Here is a 17,107-nt window from a genome sequence, read left to right as displayed (position 1 = left end):
AACAGTAGAATATGAAATCATGCAGTCGAGGCGTCAGGTGGCGGGATTGCAAAGCAGTCTTTATCTCTAGTATCAAAGAGGACGGGGAGCCGCTTTTTACAGGCGACTATATCGAATACACTAATTAGCGCAGTTTTAATAAGCGTAATGAAAATGAAAATGAAAATGAAAATGAGAAGCTGAGAAAGCCCGAGAAGAACTATTAAGTCGAGATTCCTTTCTAATATGTAGTGAGTGGGTTGATTTGGCCAACCGACAAAAGGATTTGTAACATCTATAATTGTCCATTAAATGCTAATTTAGCAAAACCTATAACTCAATTTTCCAAAAATGAGTTTCGTTAGCTTGAACTAGAACAACAAAGCGCTCTTCACAGAAAATGAAGGTCGTTTATCTCGTCTTAACAGCCTTTCAAGTTGTTTGAAATGAGGTATCGAGATCCGCTTCGCTCTTAGTTACGTTCAACCTTAGCTGCTACTTTTCATCAATAAATAGAGATGAGTTACCATCAAGGAGCATAGGGAAGCGAGGGAGTATTCTCTCAAATGAACATTAAACTCCTTCTTTGTAGCCTGTCACCTTCAAACTACTTCCTTTAGGGCTAACAATTAACTCAAATGTGCGCTGGTTAATGATTTTTCTGTAAGTAACACAATTGAACGTGATAGAAGTAACAAAATGGCCTCTTAACGGTAACGTTCCCGAAAAGTTTATATATTATCGCCCTCAATGATATAAGTAGTAGAGACGCTCTGAGTACGAGCGCTCTGAAATTCAGGCTTTAGATGGACATTTAAAGTCACCATAAGTTTGCGTTTTTTCTTGGGAACGTTTGCAATATGCCTAAGTATAAATTTACGTGAGACTATGGAAATGAAACTACACACTTTGACGATGGCAGTAGCGCTTGGACTGGTTACTGCACCTGTATTCGCAGCAACAGATGTTGACGCTCTTGAAAAGCGAATTAATGAATTAGAACAGAGACTTGAGCAGACAGAAAAAGCATCCACAGAAGCAAATGAGAAAGCCTCAAGCTTTGAGTTTCATGGCTACGCTCGTTCCGGGCTGCTCATTAATGGTGATCTGAATGGTGCAGTGGGTACTGGTCCTTACATGACGGCAGCTGGTGCTATTGGCGCGCCAATTGGACGATTAGGGGTTGAGGATGATCATTATGTGGAAGCAAACCTTATTCACAAACGCTTTGCAGATGATGGTTCCAGCTCATTGTTCCGAATCATGTTGGCAGATAGTACGGAAACCAATAACGAATGGACAGCGAGTGAGAGTCAATTAAACGTTCGTCAGGTATATGCTGAGCTAAACAAGTTGAGCATGTTCTCTGAATCAAGTGCGTTTGCTGACGCGACGTTTTGGGCTGGTAAACGATTTGACCGTGATAACTTTGACATTCACTTCTTTGACTCGGATATTGTTTTCTTATCTGGCACTGGTGCTGGTGTGTATGACGTCCAAATGAGCGAATCATGGAAAGCAAACTTCTCGATCTATGGTCGTGATTTTGGTGAGATTGATAGCTCGTCAACGGATGTTGAAAACTATATCGCGACAATGAACAACCGCTTCGGTAATTGGCAATTGATGCTGAGCGGCATGACGTCAGCTGATAACAATGATCGCGTAGAAGGAGCAGCGGACAAAGGTTTACATGCGATGTTTGCCTACCATGGCGATACCTTCTTTGGCATGAGTGAAGGCTTTTCTAAAACTGGTATTTTGATGGGTGATGGATTGGGTGCGGAACTTAAAGGCATCGGTTCAAACGGAGATTTGTTAGAAGACGCAAAAGCCGTACGCTTGTTCAGCTATGGTGTAACACGCATCGGCGACAACTGGCGTGTAGCACCTGCGTTGCTAGCAGAACACAGCCAAGATCGCTTTGCTGAAAATGATGAATTTACGTGGGCATCGTTCAACATCCGCTTAGCGCAAGAGTTTACGCAGAACTTTGAGATGGTTTATGAAGGCTCATACCAATACATGGACCTAGACAATGCGATTGATAACGCAAGTGGCAGTTTTTACAAAGCGACAATTGCACCAACGCTTAAGATGTCTACCGCTGCAGGTTTCTTTGACCGTCCGGAGCTACGTTTTGCAGTTAGCTACGTTGATTGGAGCGAAGACTTGAATGGCTACTCGATTAGCCAGGATGCGGGTGCTGCAACGATGGGTGATGGTGGTGAAGTTCTGTTTGCACTGCAAATGGAAACTTGGTTCTAAAGGGACCTAACCTACAAAGAGTAATAAGAAAAGCGCCAACTGATTTCAGTTGGCGCTTTTTCATTAACAGGACTGACGCTCAATAGTTTTGAAGGTTAGTACCATCTTACTCATTTCAAAACTTCTGTTGGCAATTCTATCTAGTAACAGTTTCGCACCATTTTCCCCTGCTTTATCAAATGCATAGTTAAATGTTGATAAGGTTGGGGTGCACACTGATGCGAGCTCATCATCACCAACGCCTAGCACTAAAACGTCTTTACCCGGTGTTAACCCGAGCTCTTGAATCGCTCTCATCGCACCGATAGCAATACGGTCTGTCGCACAGAACAAGCCATCTAGCTTAGGGTTCTTTGTTAAGTGTTGTTTTGCCAATGAATAGCCAGAATCGATGGTAAAGTCACCACGAGCATGGAAGGCGAGCTCAAAACCATGATGCTGTAGCGCTTGAACAAATCCTTCAGAGCGTTGCTTATCTACCGCGATATCGTCACCTTGCACACCAATAAAACCCATGGTTTGGCAACCTTTTGCAACCAGTCTATTTCCTGCTTCAAACCCTACTCGTGCGTCATCATGAATGATGCTTGGAATATTAAACATGGAACCATCTTGACCGACGAGCACAACTGGGACGGCTGAGTTTTGAATTGCTTTTACCAGCTTGGAATCGAGGTGGGTGGCGTAAAGAATGATCCCTTCAACCCGTTTTTGGTTAAAGATCTGAATGTATTCCAGTTCTTTTTCGTGGGCTTGGTGAGTGCTAGCAAGTAAGACATGTTTCCCTGCTTTTTCAAGGACATCTGTTAATCCATCGACACCTTGGGATGTGGCATGAGAGGAAACCCGAGGAACAATGACACCAACCAGATTGGTCTTTTGAGATTTTAGATCTTTAGCGACTTGGTTTGGCACATAGCCACACTCCGCTACTGCTTGGCGGACCTTCAGTTTTGTCGCTTCTTTTACGCCATATTCATCGTTTATAACCCGTGACACTGTTGATTTTGATACGCCAGCCAGACGGGCGACATCATGCAGACTCGCCATTGTTCCTATCCATTCTGTTTTTCGTTTTTGGGATTGTTTGCAAAGAGAAGATGAAAAGCTCTTTGATAAGTAGCGATTTTAACCTCCTATACTGCTCTTAGGGAGAGAATTTGACGATCATTCTCACATTCTCTCTGCTTTATCTTTGATCATTTGGTTTTATTGAGCAAAAATCTGTTTTGCAAACGTTCCCGAAAATTTCGCAAGCTCAGATAATAATCCAATGGGGTATGAAATGAATTATCCGGCAGTAGCAAAAGAGTTGTTAACTCTATTAGGTGGTAAAAGCAACATCACCGCACTTGCGCATTGTGCGACACGCTTACGCCTTGCCGTTGCAGATGAGCAAAAAATAGATGAACAAGCGATTGATAACCTTGAAGGGGTCAAAGGGCAGTTCAAAGTTGCGGGTCAGTACCAAATCATTTTTGGATCAGGCATCGTAAACCAAGTTTATGCAGAAATGGCGAAGTTGACGGGTATGAGTGAAATGTCCACCAACGACGTTGCGTCTGCTGGCGCAGAGAAACAAAACATCGTTCAGCGCGCGGTGAAAGGGCTGTCTGATATTTTCGTCCCAATCATTCCCGCAATCGTCGCTGGCGGTTTGTTGATGGGTATCTATAACCTATTGACTGCTCAAGGTTTGTTTATTGATGGCAAATCTTTGATTGATGCCAACCCAGGACTGACAGACTTGGCGAACATGATCAACACGTTTGCGAACGCGCCGTTTGTTTACCTGCCTATTTTGCTGGCATTTTCAGCCAGTAAGAAGTTTGGCGGTAACCCTTATTTAGGGGCGGCGTTAGGTATGTTGATGGTTCACCCTGACTTGTTGAATGGTTGGGGGTTCGGCGGCGCATCTGTGTCTGGCAACATTCCGGTTTGGAATATTCTTGGCTTTGAAATCCAAAAAGTGGGTTACCAGGGTTCGGTGTTACCGGTTTTGGTATCGGCATTCATTCTTGCGAAGGTTGAGCTAGGCTTACGTAAAGTCATACCTTCTGTTTTAGACAACCTTTTAACGCCATTACTGGCGATTTTCATAGCGGGTTTGCTAACGTTTACTGTCGTCGGTCCGTTCACGCGTGATATCGGTTTCCTATTAGGTGATGGTCTGAACTGGCTATACAACACAGCTGGCTTTGTTGGTGGTGCGGTATTTGGTCTTATCTATGCTCCATTTGTTATTACTGGTATGCACCACAGCTTCATTGCGATTGAAACGCAACTTCTTGCGGATATTGCGACGACGGGCGGCACCTTTATCTTTCCTATTGCGGCGATGTCTAACGTTTCTCAAGGTGCAGCAGCGTTGGCGGTGGGCGTGATGAGCAAAGATAAGAAGATGAAAGGTATCGCGATTCCATCTGGTGTTACGGGTTTGCTGGGTATTACAGAGCCAGCCATGTTTGGTGTTAACTTAAAGCTACGTTACCCATTTATTGCGGCAGTTTGCGCTGCGGCGTTATCGAGCGCGTTCATTACAATGTTTAATGTGAAAGCTCAGGCATTGGGTGCAGCAGGTCTTCCAGGCATCATTTCTATTACGCCAGAGAAGATTGGATACTACATCGCGGGTATGGTGATCGCGTTCTTGACCGCATTTGTTCTCACCATTGTTCTTGGTATGCGTGACCGCGCTAAAGTCGGTAAAAAAGCAGCGGCTTAATCTGAACTCCTTAAGGGTGGAGTCCCCCAAAATCCACTTCTTTTCCTAAATGTTTGGGGTGCTAGCCAAGCACTAATGGCTTGGCTAGCCTTTTTCAATTTTTACTTGGTAGTGAAGGTGTTCAACACGTTGGACTATCAGGGCTTTAATTTCAAGGTAAGCAAGATGAATCAAGTGTGGGTAACTGGTGATGCAGTTGTCGATCTAATACCGGAATCTGAGACTTCTTTACTCAAATGTCCCGGTGGTGCACCAGCGAATGTCGCCGTAGCAATTGCTCGTCTATCTGGTAAGAGTGCGTTTTTTGGACGTGTAGGTGATGACCCATTTGGTCGCTTCATGCAATCAACGCTCGATCAAGAGGGCGTGAGCACGGAGTTTCTCGTTAAAGATCCTGAGCAAAGAACATCAACAGTGGTGGTGGATTTAGACGAGCAAGGTGAGCGCAGCTTTACGTTTATGGTAAAACCGAGCGCTGATCAGTTTATGTCTGTTGAAGACATCCCAAACTTTAAGCAAGGTGACTGGCTACACGTTTGCTCAATTTCACTGGCAAATGAGCCAAGTAGAAGCAGCACATTTGAGGCGATCAAAAGAGCAAAAGCCGCTGGTGGTTTCATTAGCTTTGACCCTAACTTGCGTGAGGAAGTGTGGCAAGATCAATCAGAAATCCAAGCTGTCGTGATGAAGGCTGTAGCGATGGCCGATGTGGTTAAGTTCTCTGAAGAAGAGCTTTTGTTCTTAACTGACTCAACATCGATGGCGCAAGGTTTACAACAAATAGCCTCTTTGAATATTGCTTTGGTCTTGGTGACACAAGGTGCGAAAGGTGTTTGGCGCGTCTTTGAAAGTCAGAGTGAACTGATCACAGGTCAAGTCGTTAGTCCGATTGATACCACAGGTGCGGGTGATGCGTTTGTCGGAGGGCTACTGGCATGCCTGTCTAGGTATGACGATTGGAAAAATCATCCTGTTGTTAGCTCTGCGATTCAATGGGCAAATGGCTGTGGTGCATTAGCGACGACGCAAAAAGGCGCAATGACCGCGCTTCCGACCCAGACAGAATTACTGCAATTTATTGGGCAATGATCTTCAGATCCAATTTCAGTTGAGAAAAATTATGAGCTTAGACAACCGTTGGACTGTAGAGCAAAGATATCGCCGACTTGAGCAAATCCCTCAGTGTGATATCGAAGAAATGACACTTTTACGTCAGCAAGATAAAGGCTTTCCTAGTTTTCATATCGCCCCTAGATTTGGGCTGTTAAATGACCCAAATGGGTTGTGCTACTTCAATGGTGAGCACCACATCTTTTACCAGTGGACGCCTGTGGGACCAGTTCATGGAATGAAGTATTGGTACCACCTTTCTACTAAAGACTTCATCCATTTTAAAGATCATGGTGTTGGTCTTCATCCTGACCAAGACTACGATTCACATGGTGTCTATTCGGGCGGCGCTTTGGTGGAAAACAACAAGGCTTTACTGTTTTTTACTGGCAACAAGCGTGACCAAAACTGGAATCGAATCCCAACACAGTGTTTTGCCACCATGGATTCAAACGGCAACATTGAAAAGCACGGTGTAGTCATTGAGAACGAACATTACACGGAGCACTTTCGTGATCCAAAAGTTTGGAAGAAAGGCGACGACTATTTGATGGTGGTGGGTGCTCAAACCAAAAACGAGCATGGTTCAATGGCGCTCTATCAAAGCAAAGATTTGAAAACGTGGCAGCATAAAGGTCCTATCAAGACCAAGTTTTCTGACCTTGGGTACATGTGGGAGTGTCCTGATTTCTTTGAGATTAATGGTCAATCGGTGATGCTGTTTTCTCCACAGGGCGTGAGCAGTAATAATCCTTATGATTTCAAAAACATATATTCTGTTGCGTATATCGTGGGTGATCAGTTGAACCTAGAGTCGATGATTTTAGAAAACCACCAAGATATTTTGCAGCCAGATTATGGGTTTGATTTCTACGCCCCACAAACCTATTTAGATGAGAATGGGCGTCGCATTCTTATTGCATGGATAGGGTTGCCAGAAATCGACACACCATCGGTCACACACCAGTGGGCAGGAATGTTGTCTCTTCCTAGAGAACTAACGTTGAAAGATGGTTTTCTTGTTCAAGCTCCGCTCCCTGAGCTGAAGAGTTTAAGAAAAGAAGAGGTGGTCTTTGCACAATCCCATGCACTGGAAAGCACAAGTTGTTTGATCCAATTAGACCTTGAGGGCGATGGCTTTGAACTTGAGCTGAGTAACCTCAAAGGTGACAACATCGTCTTTAGTGCGACAGAGCACGAGTTTATGTTGGACCGTCGTCACATGTCTCATTTGTACGCAGAAGAATTTGGTGGTATTCGAAAAGCACCAAGATTGGACGCTAAGCAGACGATTGATATATATATCGACAATTCTGTCATCGAGATTTTCATTAATGATGGCAAACACACGATGACCAGTCGTTTCTTTATTGATGACCTTAGTAAAGTAACGTTGATAGGGTTGGAACAAGCAAGGCTTTTCCCTTTGAAAGGTATAACTGGTTTGTTTGAATCAGCTAAGTAACGGTTTCGAATACATTAAAACGCCCTTCATTGATTTAGTGAAGGGCGTTTTTCTTTCTGACTATCTAACTTAACTGCCTATCACGCACGTAAGTTGTTTGAACTAAGGTATCCAGAACAACTTCATTCTTGGTGACTTTGAAGTTTAGCGGTTGTTCTAAATCCCCAAATAGTGGCGCGCCGCCGAGTGTCGCTTACTCATCGTTGGCATCTCGAACCTAGTTCACATTATCGCGACGTTTTTACTTATAGCGTGAAAGAAAATCCCATAACCAAAGGTTCTAACTAAAAGAGATTGCAGGACTTTTATTTAGCGAATTCGACCTAATATCTTGAGTATGCCTAATCGCAGTTGGCGAAGAGGTGATGTTAATAATGCTTGCTGGCGCGTAAGACCCGTCAGTTTGAAGATGCATTCAAACACAATAAGGGAAAACAATGGCTAACGAATACATTCCACCAAAAGTTTGGACAAACGATAATGAAAACGGCGGTCAGTGGGCGAGCATCAACCGTCCGGATTCTGGCGCACGTCATGAGCAAGAGCTTCCAGTTGGTGAGCACCCATTCCAACTTTACTCAATGGGTACCCCAAATGGTCAGAAAGTGACGATCATGTTTGAAGAGCTTTTGGCGGCTGGCGTAACGGCAGCAGAATACGATGCGTACCTGATTAAGATTGGCGATGGTGACCAGTTTGGCTCTGGCTTTGTAGCTGTTAACCCAAACTCAAAAATTCCGGCATTGGTTGACCGTTCGGGTTCTGAGCCAGTGAACGTGTTTGAATCTGGCAACATCTTGTTTTATCTAGCAGAGAAATTTGATCATTTCTTACCAAAAGAAGGCGCTAAGCGTGCTGAGGTAATGAACTGGTTATTCTGGCTGCAAGGTTCTGCGCCATATCTAGGCGGTGGTTTTGGTCACTTCTACGCGTACGCACCAGAGAAGTTCGAGTACCCAATCAACCGCTTTACAATGGAAGCAAAACGTCAGTTAGATGTATTAGACAAGCGTCTTGCGAACAATGAATTCCTAGGTGGCGATGAGTACAGCATCGCTGATATCGCAACATGGCCATGGTACGGCAACCTTGTGTTGGGTCGTGCTTACGATGCGGCTGAATTCTTAGACGTAGAAAGCTACAAAAACGTTGTGCGTTGGGCAAAAGTAATTGATGAGCGTGAAGCGGTAAAACGTGGTCGAATTGTGAACCGTTCATGGGGTGAAGAATGGGAGCAGTTACCTGAGCGCCACAGCGCAGAAGATATTGATAAAGTATTGAAACTTAAACCATAAGCAATCTTGGCCTAGCTACGTCAAATGAGTTTAGTTTTATCTATGCTTATACAGTGACCTTAATCAAATCTATAGCGCATCATATACGGTGCGCTATTTTTATTCTCATTTAGTCTCGAAATGCTAATTTATATCACCTCTTGAAGAGCATTTAGTTCGTAGATGAATCTTTAATGTATTTATATATTATGATGCAAAACAAAGCTCATATTTCCATGTTAAATATGGACTGGTTATGCTGATTTCTAATAATTAAATTATTTAAAAATTATAAACTGATTTTATATCAATTATAAATAAAATTAATGATAATTAATATTTGACATAACCACTAAATTTGTGTGGAATATGCGGGTTGATTTTTTTGATGAAATAAAATTAATTTCTAATACTTTTATTTATGACAAGCTTAGCTTTTAGCGATGTTTAATTATTAATGCTTATATCATGAAAGAGGATATGTATGATGTCGTCGTTTGAGTCGTACTGGGTTGGGATACGTCAAAGAATAGCTACACAAACCCAAGGTAACCGCAGTTTAAAGTCTCTAGTCATTAAAAAGCAGCGTGTGAACTTAAATAACAGTGGGTTATCCTTTCGCGCTAAGTCCGGATGCCTTATCCCTCACTGTTATACCAAGTTCTCTGATGAGATAAACTTAAAAACATCGAAAAAATCGTCTCTTAGTTTTAAGAAAGGAAATCTGTATTTTTCTCCGATTTAATAATAAATGAAATTTACATAAATTATAATCTGAGGTTTTTAAATTTATCGATAATTAATTACGATTTTATGATTCGTTTTCAATATGTTTTCTTGGTAAGTAATTAACTGGACTTATTGTTGGTTGTTTTTGTTGTTTCCTATTTAGATATGGATAAAAGCTCAACTACTTTTCCTATACCAACTTACTCCCTGAATTGACTTGTGCGCTTTTTCTCTCCTCTCAAAAAACATAGCGTTACGGAATTATTTTCGCTCCTGTTTCATTCTTCAAGACGAAAGCTCTACCTACCTCTCATTATTTTCGACAAACATTGAGTAAAAGTAACCAATCGTAACAAGGTGGCTGTAACTGAGCGCCGTTTCAATATACTCGCTTTTTAACTAGGTAATCCCGCGCTTTGAATTCATTCGGGTACCGTTTGTAAGCCTTAAATGCTACTAAGATAAGATGTCATGATGAGAAAAAGTACTATATTACACACAGTGTTAATTACAGGGTTCGCTGCTGTATCCTCGTTGGCTTATGCTGCGCCTTCAGTTGTGCCAAATGCGCCAGAACTCAGTTCTCGTGGTTATGTTTTGATGGACTTCCATACGGGGAAAGTACTGGTTGAACGTGATGCCCACAAACGTTTAAACCCTGCGAGTTTAACGAAGTTGATGACTGCTTATGTAGCTGGTCAAGAAATTAATACAGGCAATATTACGTTGAATGATGAGGTTGTCATCAGCCGAAATGCTTGGGCAAAAAATTTCCCAGATTCTTCAAAAATGTTTATTGAAGTCAATACTTCCGTTTCTTTGTCTGACTTATACCGTGGTCTGATTGTTCAATCTGGTAACGATGCCAGTGTCGCTATTGCTGAGCATGTTGCGGGAAGTGAACCAGGGTTTGTGAGTTTGATGAATAGTTGGGCCGCCAAGCTTGAATTGTCTAACACGGCATTCACCAACCCTCACGGCCTAGACAGTGACGGTTTATATTCGACACCTTATGATATTGCCAAGTTGGGCCAAGCGATTATTCGTGACTTACCTGATATCTATCCGCTGTATAGCGAAACCTCGTTTACTTACAATGGCATCACTCAATACAACCGTAATGGCTTGCTTCGTGATCGTAGTATGAATGTCGATGGCATGAAAACTGGTTATACAAGCGGCGCGGGTTATAGTCTAGCGACTTCTGCAACACAAGGTGATATGCGTTTGATTGCTGTAGTGATGGGAGCGAAGAGTGAGAATGTTCGTGAATCAGAAAGCAAGCAGCTGTTGAGTTATGGCTTCCGCTTTTACGATACGGTAATGCCGACTGAGGCGGGTGCGGAACTTGCGAAAGCTCGAGTTTGGATGGGCGAAAAAGACGAGCTTACTGTTGGCGTAGCTAACGATGTTTATCTCACTTTGCCAAAAGGAGATGTAAAAAAGCTGCAAGCGGAAGTTGAATACAACGGTGATTTAGTTGCGCCAATTTCTGAGCAACAAGTGGTTGGTAAAGTGCTTTACAAAGTCGAAGGTAAGGTCGTAAATGAAGCCGAGCTCGTTGCATTGGAGTCCGTGGAGGAAGGCAGTTTATTCAAGCGAATTTTAGACTGGTTTAAGCAATTGGTCGCTAGCTGGTTCTAAACAGTAGCGAACTTCTGTCTATATCACTCTATCTTGTTAATTTTCTATTAAATCAGTTTACTAAGGCGACCAACGTGGTCGCCTTACGTTTTTGGAATACTCGTTGCGTTAAAACGCAGGCCTTCTTGTAAGGGTGTGTTTTTACCTGACCAAGAGCGTTTTGTGTTTTTGGGTGCGAGAGAAAAGAAACTAGAACAAGAATGGAGTGACACGTGCACAAGATTTTATCTTTGACATTGATTTTATCGCTCATGGGCTGCGCTATGCCTTACCAGCAGGAGGTCGATAGCGGCCAATGTGTTGGAGTCATGACCTCTCAGGATGCATATGGTTATTTAAACCCAAACCATTACACAATGCAGGTACTCGCGCTGAAGCAAGAAAAAGATGTGAAAGATTATATTCGCTATATCGATCCTAAGCATCCGGTTTGGGTTAACTGGAAAAACAGCCGAGGCACGCGTTGGTATACGGTAACTGTTGGTGATTTTAAAACGAAACAGGATGCCTACAATGCGCTTTCTTCATTACCAAGCCGTGTAAAGCAGTCATCCCCGTTTGTGCTGACTTTTGCGGAAATGCAGCGTAAGCAACAAACGAGTGTTGTGAGAATGCGTTAACCAACAAAAAACGGAAGCGATGGCTTCCGTTTTTGTATTTAGGAGTAAGCTTAAAGCGCCGCTAAAATCGTTTCTGCTTTGCTTGCTTCAAACTTTTTTGGCTCTTCAACGTTAAGCTTAGCCACTGTGCCGTTTTCAATGATCATCGCGTAACGTTGTGAGCGAATACCACCAAAGCCGCCTGTATCCATTTCAAGACCCAATGCTTTAGTAAAGCTAGCGTCGCCATCACCCAACATCAGAATCTCAGAAGCGTTTTGAGCTTCGCCCCACGCTTGCATCACAAATGCATCGTTTACAGAAACGCACGCAATTAAATCAACACCTTTTGCCTTTAGCTCATCAGCTAATACCACATAGCCTGGTAGATGAGCTTCTGAACAGGTAGGGGTGAATGCGCCAGGTACAGCAAAGAGTACGACTTTCTTGTTCGCAAACAGTTCTGTAACGTCGTGGTTAACCATACCATCGGCAGTCAACTCACTTAGAGTTGCAACTGGTAGAGCTTGGCCTTGTTGAATCATGATTCTATTCCTTTTTGTGTGCTAGTTTAGCTTTCTCAGTCTAGCGTTTATAAATGCGGTTAACCACAGAGTCTTTGTAGGGTTTTAATACCTACGCGTTTGACCTAAGGCGTGGCACTATGCCTTTATTGCAACGCTTCGTGCTGGTTTACGTATTGGCTAACAAGGTGACGATATTTCGCCTTTAACTCGTTATCGATAAAGCTGGCATCAATCGCGTTCATTGTAAATTGGGCAAGTTCACTCTTACTCATTGGATGTGCGTTGTTGACGGCCAGAAAGTTATCCGTCATGTAGCCACCAAAGTACACAGGATCGTCTGAGTTAATCGTTACGGCGACACCTTTTCGTAGCAAATCCACAATATTGTGATCTTTCATATCGTCGAATACACATAGCTTAAGATTCGATAACGGACACACTGTCAGTGGCATTTGGCTTTCGATTAAGGATTCAACTAATGCTTCATCATCAACACAGCGAACACCGTGATCCACGCGGCTCACGTAAAGCATTTCAATTGCATCGCTAATATTTTGTGCGGGGCCTTCTTCACCTGCGTGAGCAACGGTAAGTAAGCCTTCTTCTACTGCTTGTTTAAATACGCGCTTGAATTTAGCTGGCGGATGACCTTGTTCTGAAGAATCTAGTCCAACACCAATGATCTTATCACGGTGTTTCAGAATAGCCTGTAGGGTCTCTATGGCGCTCTCTTCTGAAAGGTGACGGAGAAAACACGCAATAATTTGCGAGGTAATGCCAAGTTTTTCGTGACCATCTTTTAGCGCGCGAGCGATTCCATTGATAACAGTGTCAAAGTCTATGCCGCGTTCTGTGTGTGTTTGAGGGTCAAAAAAGATTTCGGTATGAACAACGTTGTCTTCTTTACAGTGCAGTAAGTATTCCCAAGTGAGATCGTAAAAATCTTGCTCCGTACGCAGAACTCCCGCTCCTTGGTAATAGAGGTCGAGAAATGATTGTAAGTCTGTGAACTGATATGCGCTGCGTAGTTCACTCGGAGAAGAGTAAGGGATCTCGATGCCGTTTCGTTTTGCTAATTTGAATAAGAGTTCCGGCTCAAGTGAACCTTCGATATGTAAGTGCAGCTCTACTTTTGGAAGACCTTGAATAAATGCGTTCATATTCCACCTTATGTGTATTGTGGATGCAGTTACTCTAAGAATAGGTATAGATAGAAATAAATCGAACGCTATCACAAAGAGTAAGACCCACGATGATCTCAACTCTTCGTAATCAGCACTTTGCGGGAACTGGTAGAGACCCCCAAACCATATCATTGGGGTTATACGAAGCAAACGAGAGGGATTATACGCAAAAATATCGCTTTGGCTATACGCAAATAACCTAACTGTCATTAGTCACGGGTTTTCCTGTGAGCGAAACGACTATTTGCAAGTCACTTGAGTATAGAGGAGCCAGTTGTTTTTGCGTGTGTGAGAGGCACGTGTAATTAGAAGAGTAGTCTAAAAGAGTGGAGATTCGTTTGAGCAAAGGTAGGTGGCGGTACCTTGCACAACGATAAAGGCAGAGAAAGCACTAGAGAGCATTTATAGATCGAATAACTTATCAAATTCTCTTTGTTCCATAATGTCTTCTATGCGGCGTCGAGTTTTCTGCTTTACCGCCGCCGCGTTTTGTTCAGACTCTTTTTTGTCTTTTTCTGACTGCTTCTTACTTTTTCTAGCCATTGGATACCTTCCAAATTAGTTGCATTATCCATTAATGCATGAAAACTGAATCAGTTAACAGTAAAACTTCCTAACTTTGAACCTGAATCACAGAGAATAGTTCCAGATTGCGTTTTCTCACAATATTCAAAATCGATCATGAAGCTATGAGAAAGAAGTTTCGGTAATACGTGCCTTCGTAAAATATCACCATTTAATTGATGTATTTTAGCGTTCCAAGAGGTTTGAGGTTGTTCTAAATTAAATTCAATTTCTAACATTTATTCTCCTGTTTTTTAGTGATTTTCTCTTTGTTAAGTAATTGATACCAATGCCTTTGACGGCCAGTTCTTTTTGAGGACATGATTTTTCCTATAAATAATAAATTAAGCAGTACTATTCAGTTTATTTTAGATAGCACAAAGCAATGCCTAAAATTAGGCTGAGTGATTGATGAAAGAATATTTTTGAAGGAGAGAGGTTTGGTGCAGCATGGGCATGCTACACCAAGAAAAGCAGTCTTATAGAGGAGTTACTTCAGTCGCTTGAGGACCTTTTTTACCTTGCTCTACATTGAAGCTTACTTTCTGACCTTCAGTCAGTGTTTTGAAACCGTCAGAAACGATAGCGTTAAAGTGTACGAATACATCTTGGCCGCCGTTGTCTTGAGATAGAAAACCGAAGCCTTTAGTTTCGTTAAACCATTTTACTGAACCAGTTACTTTAGACATAAAAATACCTTTGAATTAAACATTAAAATTATGGTTTGTTTTGTGGATCTTTTCTAAGCTATTGAATGTTCAATCAAGAGGAAGTTGTACGCAGGTGTCTGAATTGGGGATTCAAGATTTTACTGAGAGGAAACTTAAACTAAATGTTGCATTAACAGCTCTCTTCTAAGAGCCAAGGCACACTATACACCTTGTTTAGAAAATAGCTACATTTATTTTAGATAAATTAAATGTGCTCATTATTAACTCGATAAACTGTATTGTTCGAAAAAGTTGAATAAGTAGAACGAATAGTATGGCTCATAATTTTAGCTCATCAACCTAAAATAGAACCTTATCGATAGCCATAGATTGAACATGCGATTTGCAAGCGGTCACAAAGATAAACTAGGAGAACTAGTATGAGTACATTCAGAGACATTCGTCAGCTTATTCCTGCGCAACCTACTGCTGATGGTGATGGAGTGAAAATTCGCCGAGTAGCGGGTTTCAATCATGCTAGCTTTTCTCCATTTTTGATGATGGATGAACTCAAATCAGAAGACCGTGCTGACTATATCGGCGGTTTCCCTCCGCATCCGCACCGCGGTATCGAGACGCTTACTTATATGTTGAAAGGTCATTTCCAGCATCGTGATCATATGGATAATGTTGGCGAGCTTCGTTCCGGTGGAGCACAGTGGATGGCGGCAGGAAGAGGCGTCATCCATAGCGAAATGCCTATTATGAAGGAAGGCGAACTGCATGGTTTCCAAATTTGGATTAACCAGCCTGCGAAAAATAAGATGCAGCCAGCTCAATATCATGACTTTCAACCTGAAACGATCACTGAGTTTGATACTCCGAATACGGGGGTTGTACGTTTGATTGCGGGTCATATGACTATAAACAACGAACGAATTCAGGGGCCGCTAACAGAGACAGGTGTTGCCGCCACGGTAGCCGATTGGAGAGCGATGGGTGGTCAAGCTTTGAATTTGAACACGGAGCAAGACAACAACATGATGCTCTATGTCTATAAAGGTCGTATTCAATTAAAAGGTCGTGAGATCAATCAAGGCGAAATGGCCATTTTATCGAAAGGTGAATGGGTTGAATTGCAGGCCGAAAAAGAGAGTGGTGCACTGATCTTTATTGGTGAGCCAATTAATGAACCCGTGGTGCATTATGGCCCTTTTGTCATGAATAGCATGGAAGAGATAGAACAAGCCATCCAAGACTACAACTCTGGGTTGTTTGAAACTTACTAGTTTTGACAGCCTACTCGCTTTTTCAGTTAGCGAGCAAATTAAAACAGTTTTGAGCCTGAATATTGGGCTCGACCAGAAGCAAATACGATAATCCACTGCCATCGAATTTGCGTTAGCCACGTTTAATCCACGTGGCTTTTTTCTACTTCTGACTCCATCGTATGATGGCTTCCTTTCCTGCTTCAATTCCTAACTCATAAGCATGACGCAGTGGTGCTGGCGATCGACTCAGCCGTTTCAACTTGAATGTTTCAGGAGGACACACTTGAATGATTTTGATACCAGGTGGTGGGTTGTTGATCAGCGCTAAGGTCTGATTGTAGCGAACTTCACGTGTCAACATCGGTTCAATTAATCCGGGCGTTTCTTTCAACATCCTCCTAGTTAGGGCGCTGAATCTTCCTCTTGGCTTTTGATAGCTTGCGGGCTGGCTGCGTAAAATCATAATCTTTTTGGCTCCTCGCTTTATTGCTTCTGCAACAGGAAGTGCGTCTGAGACGCCACCATCAACGTATCTAATTCCGTTCAGTGATACGCCATTTCGGTAAAGTACAGGCAGTGCGCTGCTGGCTTTCATTGTTTCTGCCAAGTCGTCGACATCAGGAAGGTGGTACTCCGCTTGCCCATTGTCTTGACGCGTCACGCCTAAAAAGAAAGGTCGTGAATCAGCTTTGAGCGCAGATTTATCGATGCCAAGTTCTTCGAGGGTGACATTCCACATCCAGTCTAAGTTCATCATATCACCACCACGTAGAAGTTGAGATGGAGAGATAAATTCTTTTCTTAAGCTGTAATCGAGGTAGATTTTTAAGTTACGTCCGGGCATTTTAGCTAAGTAGGCAGCCAAGTTGCTAGCACCCGCAGACACTCCCCAAAAGCTATCAAATGGAGAGAACTCGCTAGCAAGAAAATGATCGAGTATGCCGCATGAAAATACGCCTCGCATGGCTCCACCTTCGACAATCAATGCTCGAGAGCCTACTTTTTCCATCACTTCGCTCCACTCTTTATCAATCGGATAATAGCATGCAGCTTAACGCATAATGGTCTTATACCCAAGTGGGCCAAAGGTCTAGGTTGCGTTCCTTTGAATAAAAAGG

15 protein-coding genes, 1 pseudogene and 1 riboswitch are annotated in these 17,107 nt (G+C 42.7%); of the genes and pseudogenes, 8 read left to right on the top strand and 8 right to left on the bottom strand.

Annotated features, from left to right (window positions below):
• Positions 1–873 precede the first annotated feature (873 nt).
• Entirely contained in the window at positions 874–2,247 is a 1,374-nt protein-coding gene (locus tag R7Q46_RS11495) for a carbohydrate porin (RefSeq protein WP_213871510.1), read from the top strand.
• A gap of 63 nt (positions 2,248–2,310) precedes the next feature.
• Here the strand turns inward: R7Q46_RS11495 and R7Q46_RS11490 are convergent, their stop codons facing one another.
• Positions 2,311–3,297 (bottom strand): LacI family DNA-binding transcriptional regulator, encoded by a 987-nt coding sequence (locus R7Q46_RS11490; RefSeq protein WP_017633789.1) that lies wholly within the window; start codon positions 3,295–3,297, stop codon positions 2,311–2,313.
• A gap of 235 nt (positions 3,298–3,532) precedes the next feature.
• Between R7Q46_RS11490 and R7Q46_RS11485 the strand changes: the two genes are divergently transcribed.
• From R7Q46_RS11485 to R7Q46_RS11475, 3 genes are all read left to right on the top strand, one after another.
• Positions 3,533–4,972: a sucrose-specific PTS transporter subunit IIBC gene (locus R7Q46_RS11485; RefSeq protein WP_206957467.1), complete on the top strand. Its 1,440-nt coding sequence runs from the start codon at positions 3,533–3,535 to the stop codon at positions 4,970–4,972.
• Between the two features lie 165 nt (positions 4,973–5,137).
• Positions 5,138–6,061 (top strand): aminoimidazole riboside kinase, encoded by a 924-nt coding sequence (locus R7Q46_RS11480; RefSeq protein ID WP_206958737.1) that lies wholly within the window; start codon positions 5,138–5,140, stop codon positions 6,059–6,061.
• Between the two features lie 31 nt (positions 6,062–6,092).
• Positions 6,093–7,547, top strand: coding sequence for a sucrose-6-phosphate hydrolase (locus tag R7Q46_RS11475; RefSeq protein ID WP_206958738.1), 1,455 nt, complete (start codon positions 6,093–6,095; stop codon positions 7,545–7,547).
• A 64-nt stretch (positions 7,548–7,611) separates the two neighbouring features.
• On the opposite strand, the pseudogene R7Q46_RS11470 reads toward R7Q46_RS11475, so the two are convergent.
• Positions 7,612–7,731: pseudogene (locus tag R7Q46_RS11470) on the bottom strand (dihydrofolate reductase); the annotation flags it as partial.
• A 253-nt stretch (positions 7,732–7,984) separates the two neighbouring features.
• Between R7Q46_RS11470 and yghU the strand changes: the two are divergent.
• From yghU to R7Q46_RS11455, 3 genes are all read left to right on the top strand, one after another.
• Positions 7,985–8,842, top strand: coding sequence for a glutathione-dependent disulfide-bond oxidoreductase (yghU, locus tag R7Q46_RS11465; RefSeq protein ID WP_005373705.1), 858 nt, complete (start codon positions 7,985–7,987; stop codon positions 8,840–8,842).
• Positions 8,843–10,024: 1,182 nt separating this feature from the next.
• A complete protein-coding gene (locus R7Q46_RS11460) occupies positions 10,025–11,194 on the top strand; it encodes a D-alanyl-D-alanine carboxypeptidase family protein (protein ID WP_206959055.1) in 1,170 nt (389 codons plus the stop codon).
• 212 nt (positions 11,195–11,406) lie between these two features.
• Positions 11,407–11,814, top strand: a complete 408-nt coding sequence (locus R7Q46_RS11455; RefSeq protein WP_005373701.1) for an SPOR domain-containing protein — start codon at positions 11,407–11,409, stop codon at positions 11,812–11,814.
• Between the two features lie 50 nt (positions 11,815–11,864).
• Here the strand turns inward: R7Q46_RS11455 and R7Q46_RS11450 are convergent, their stop codons facing one another.
• The 5 genes from R7Q46_RS11450 to R7Q46_RS11430 all read right to left on the bottom strand — a co-directional run bounded on the left by R7Q46_RS11450 (position 11,865) and on the right by R7Q46_RS11430 (position 14,757).
• Positions 11,865–12,338, bottom strand: a complete 474-nt coding sequence (locus R7Q46_RS11450) for a peroxiredoxin (RefSeq protein WP_206958739.1) — start codon at positions 12,336–12,338, stop codon at positions 11,865–11,867.
• Positions 12,339–12,463: 125 nt separating this feature from the next.
• Positions 12,464–13,480: an adenosine deaminase gene (locus tag R7Q46_RS11445; RefSeq protein ID WP_005373696.1), complete on the bottom strand. Its 1,017-nt coding sequence runs from the start codon at positions 13,478–13,480 to the stop codon at positions 12,464–12,466.
• Positions 13,481–13,569: 89 nt separating this feature from the next.
• A riboswitch (purine riboswitch) is annotated at positions 13,570–13,669 on the bottom strand.
• Between the two features lie 237 nt (positions 13,670–13,906).
• Entirely contained in the window at positions 13,907–14,047 is a 141-nt protein-coding gene (locus R7Q46_RS11440; RefSeq protein ID WP_017633782.1) for a PA3496 family putative envelope integrity protein, read from the bottom strand.
• Positions 14,048–14,097: 50 nt separating this feature from the next.
• A complete protein-coding gene (locus R7Q46_RS11435) occupies positions 14,098–14,307 on the bottom strand; it encodes a hypothetical protein (protein WP_005373692.1) in 210 nt (69 codons plus the stop codon).
• A 240-nt stretch (positions 14,308–14,547) separates the two neighbouring features.
• A complete protein-coding gene (locus R7Q46_RS11430) occupies positions 14,548–14,757 on the bottom strand; it encodes a cold-shock protein (protein ID WP_005373691.1) in 210 nt (69 codons plus the stop codon).
• 401 nt (positions 14,758–15,158) lie between these two features.
• Here R7Q46_RS11430 and R7Q46_RS11425 point away from each other — a divergent pair, with 401 nt between their 5' ends.
• Complete coding sequence (locus R7Q46_RS11425) at positions 15,159–16,007, top strand: pirin family protein (protein ID WP_206958741.1); 849 nt, start codon at positions 15,159–15,161, stop codon at positions 16,005–16,007.
• A gap of 142 nt (positions 16,008–16,149) precedes the next feature.
• Here R7Q46_RS11425 and R7Q46_RS11420 read toward each other — a convergent pair whose 3' ends face one another.
• Entirely contained in the window at positions 16,150–16,998 is an 849-nt protein-coding gene (locus R7Q46_RS11420) for a patatin family protein (RefSeq protein ID WP_167416161.1), read from the bottom strand.
• Positions 16,999–17,107 lie beyond the last annotated feature (109 nt).

Source organism: Vibrio sp. 811, from assembly GCF_033339195.1.
This window is presented reverse-complemented; position numbering and strand designations above follow the sequence as displayed.

Bases quoted from the DNA above. Each gene is read 5' to 3' on its own strand.
- R7Q46_RS11460 (WP_206959055.1), top strand. From the start codon at position 10,025: ATGAGAAAAAGTACTATATTACACACAGTGTTAATTACAGGGTTCGCT.
- R7Q46_RS11430 (WP_005373691.1), bottom strand. From the start codon at position 14,757: ATGTCTAAAGTAACTGGTTCAGTAAAATGGTTTAACGAAACTAAAGGC.
- R7Q46_RS11440 (WP_017633782.1), bottom strand. From the start codon at position 14,047: ATGGCTAGAAAAAGTAAGAAGCAGTCAGAAAAAGACAAAAAAGAGTCT.
- R7Q46_RS11495 (WP_213871510.1), top strand. From the start codon at position 874: ATGAAACTACACACTTTGACGATGGCAGTAGCGCTTGGACTGGTTACT.
- R7Q46_RS11420 (WP_167416161.1), bottom strand. From the start codon at position 16,998: ATGGAAAAAGTAGGCTCTCGAGCATTGATTGTCGAAGGTGGAGCCATG.
- R7Q46_RS11480 (WP_206958737.1), top strand. From the start codon at position 5,138: ATGAATCAAGTGTGGGTAACTGGTGATGCAGTTGTCGATCTAATACCG.
- R7Q46_RS11435 (WP_005373692.1), bottom strand. From the start codon at position 14,307: ATGTTAGAAATTGAATTTAATTTAGAACAACCTCAAACCTCTTGGAAC.
- R7Q46_RS11445 (WP_005373696.1), bottom strand. From the start codon at position 13,480: ATGAACGCATTTATTCAAGGTCTTCCAAAAGTAGAGCTGCACTTACAT.
- R7Q46_RS11425 (WP_206958741.1), top strand. From the start codon at position 15,159: ATGAGTACATTCAGAGACATTCGTCAGCTTATTCCTGCGCAACCTACT.
- yghU (WP_005373705.1), top strand. From the start codon at position 7,985: ATGGCTAACGAATACATTCCACCAAAAGTTTGGACAAACGATAATGAA.
- R7Q46_RS11485 (WP_206957467.1), top strand. From the start codon at position 3,533: ATGAATTATCCGGCAGTAGCAAAAGAGTTGTTAACTCTATTAGGTGGT.
- R7Q46_RS11490 (WP_017633789.1), bottom strand. From the start codon at position 3,297: ATGGCGAGTCTGCATGATGTCGCCCGTCTGGCTGGCGTATCAAAATCA.
- R7Q46_RS11450 (WP_206958739.1), bottom strand. From the start codon at position 12,338: ATGATTCAACAAGGCCAAGCTCTACCAGTTGCAACTCTAAGTGAGTTG.
- R7Q46_RS11475 (WP_206958738.1), top strand. From the start codon at position 6,093: ATGAGCTTAGACAACCGTTGGACTGTAGAGCAAAGATATCGCCGACTT.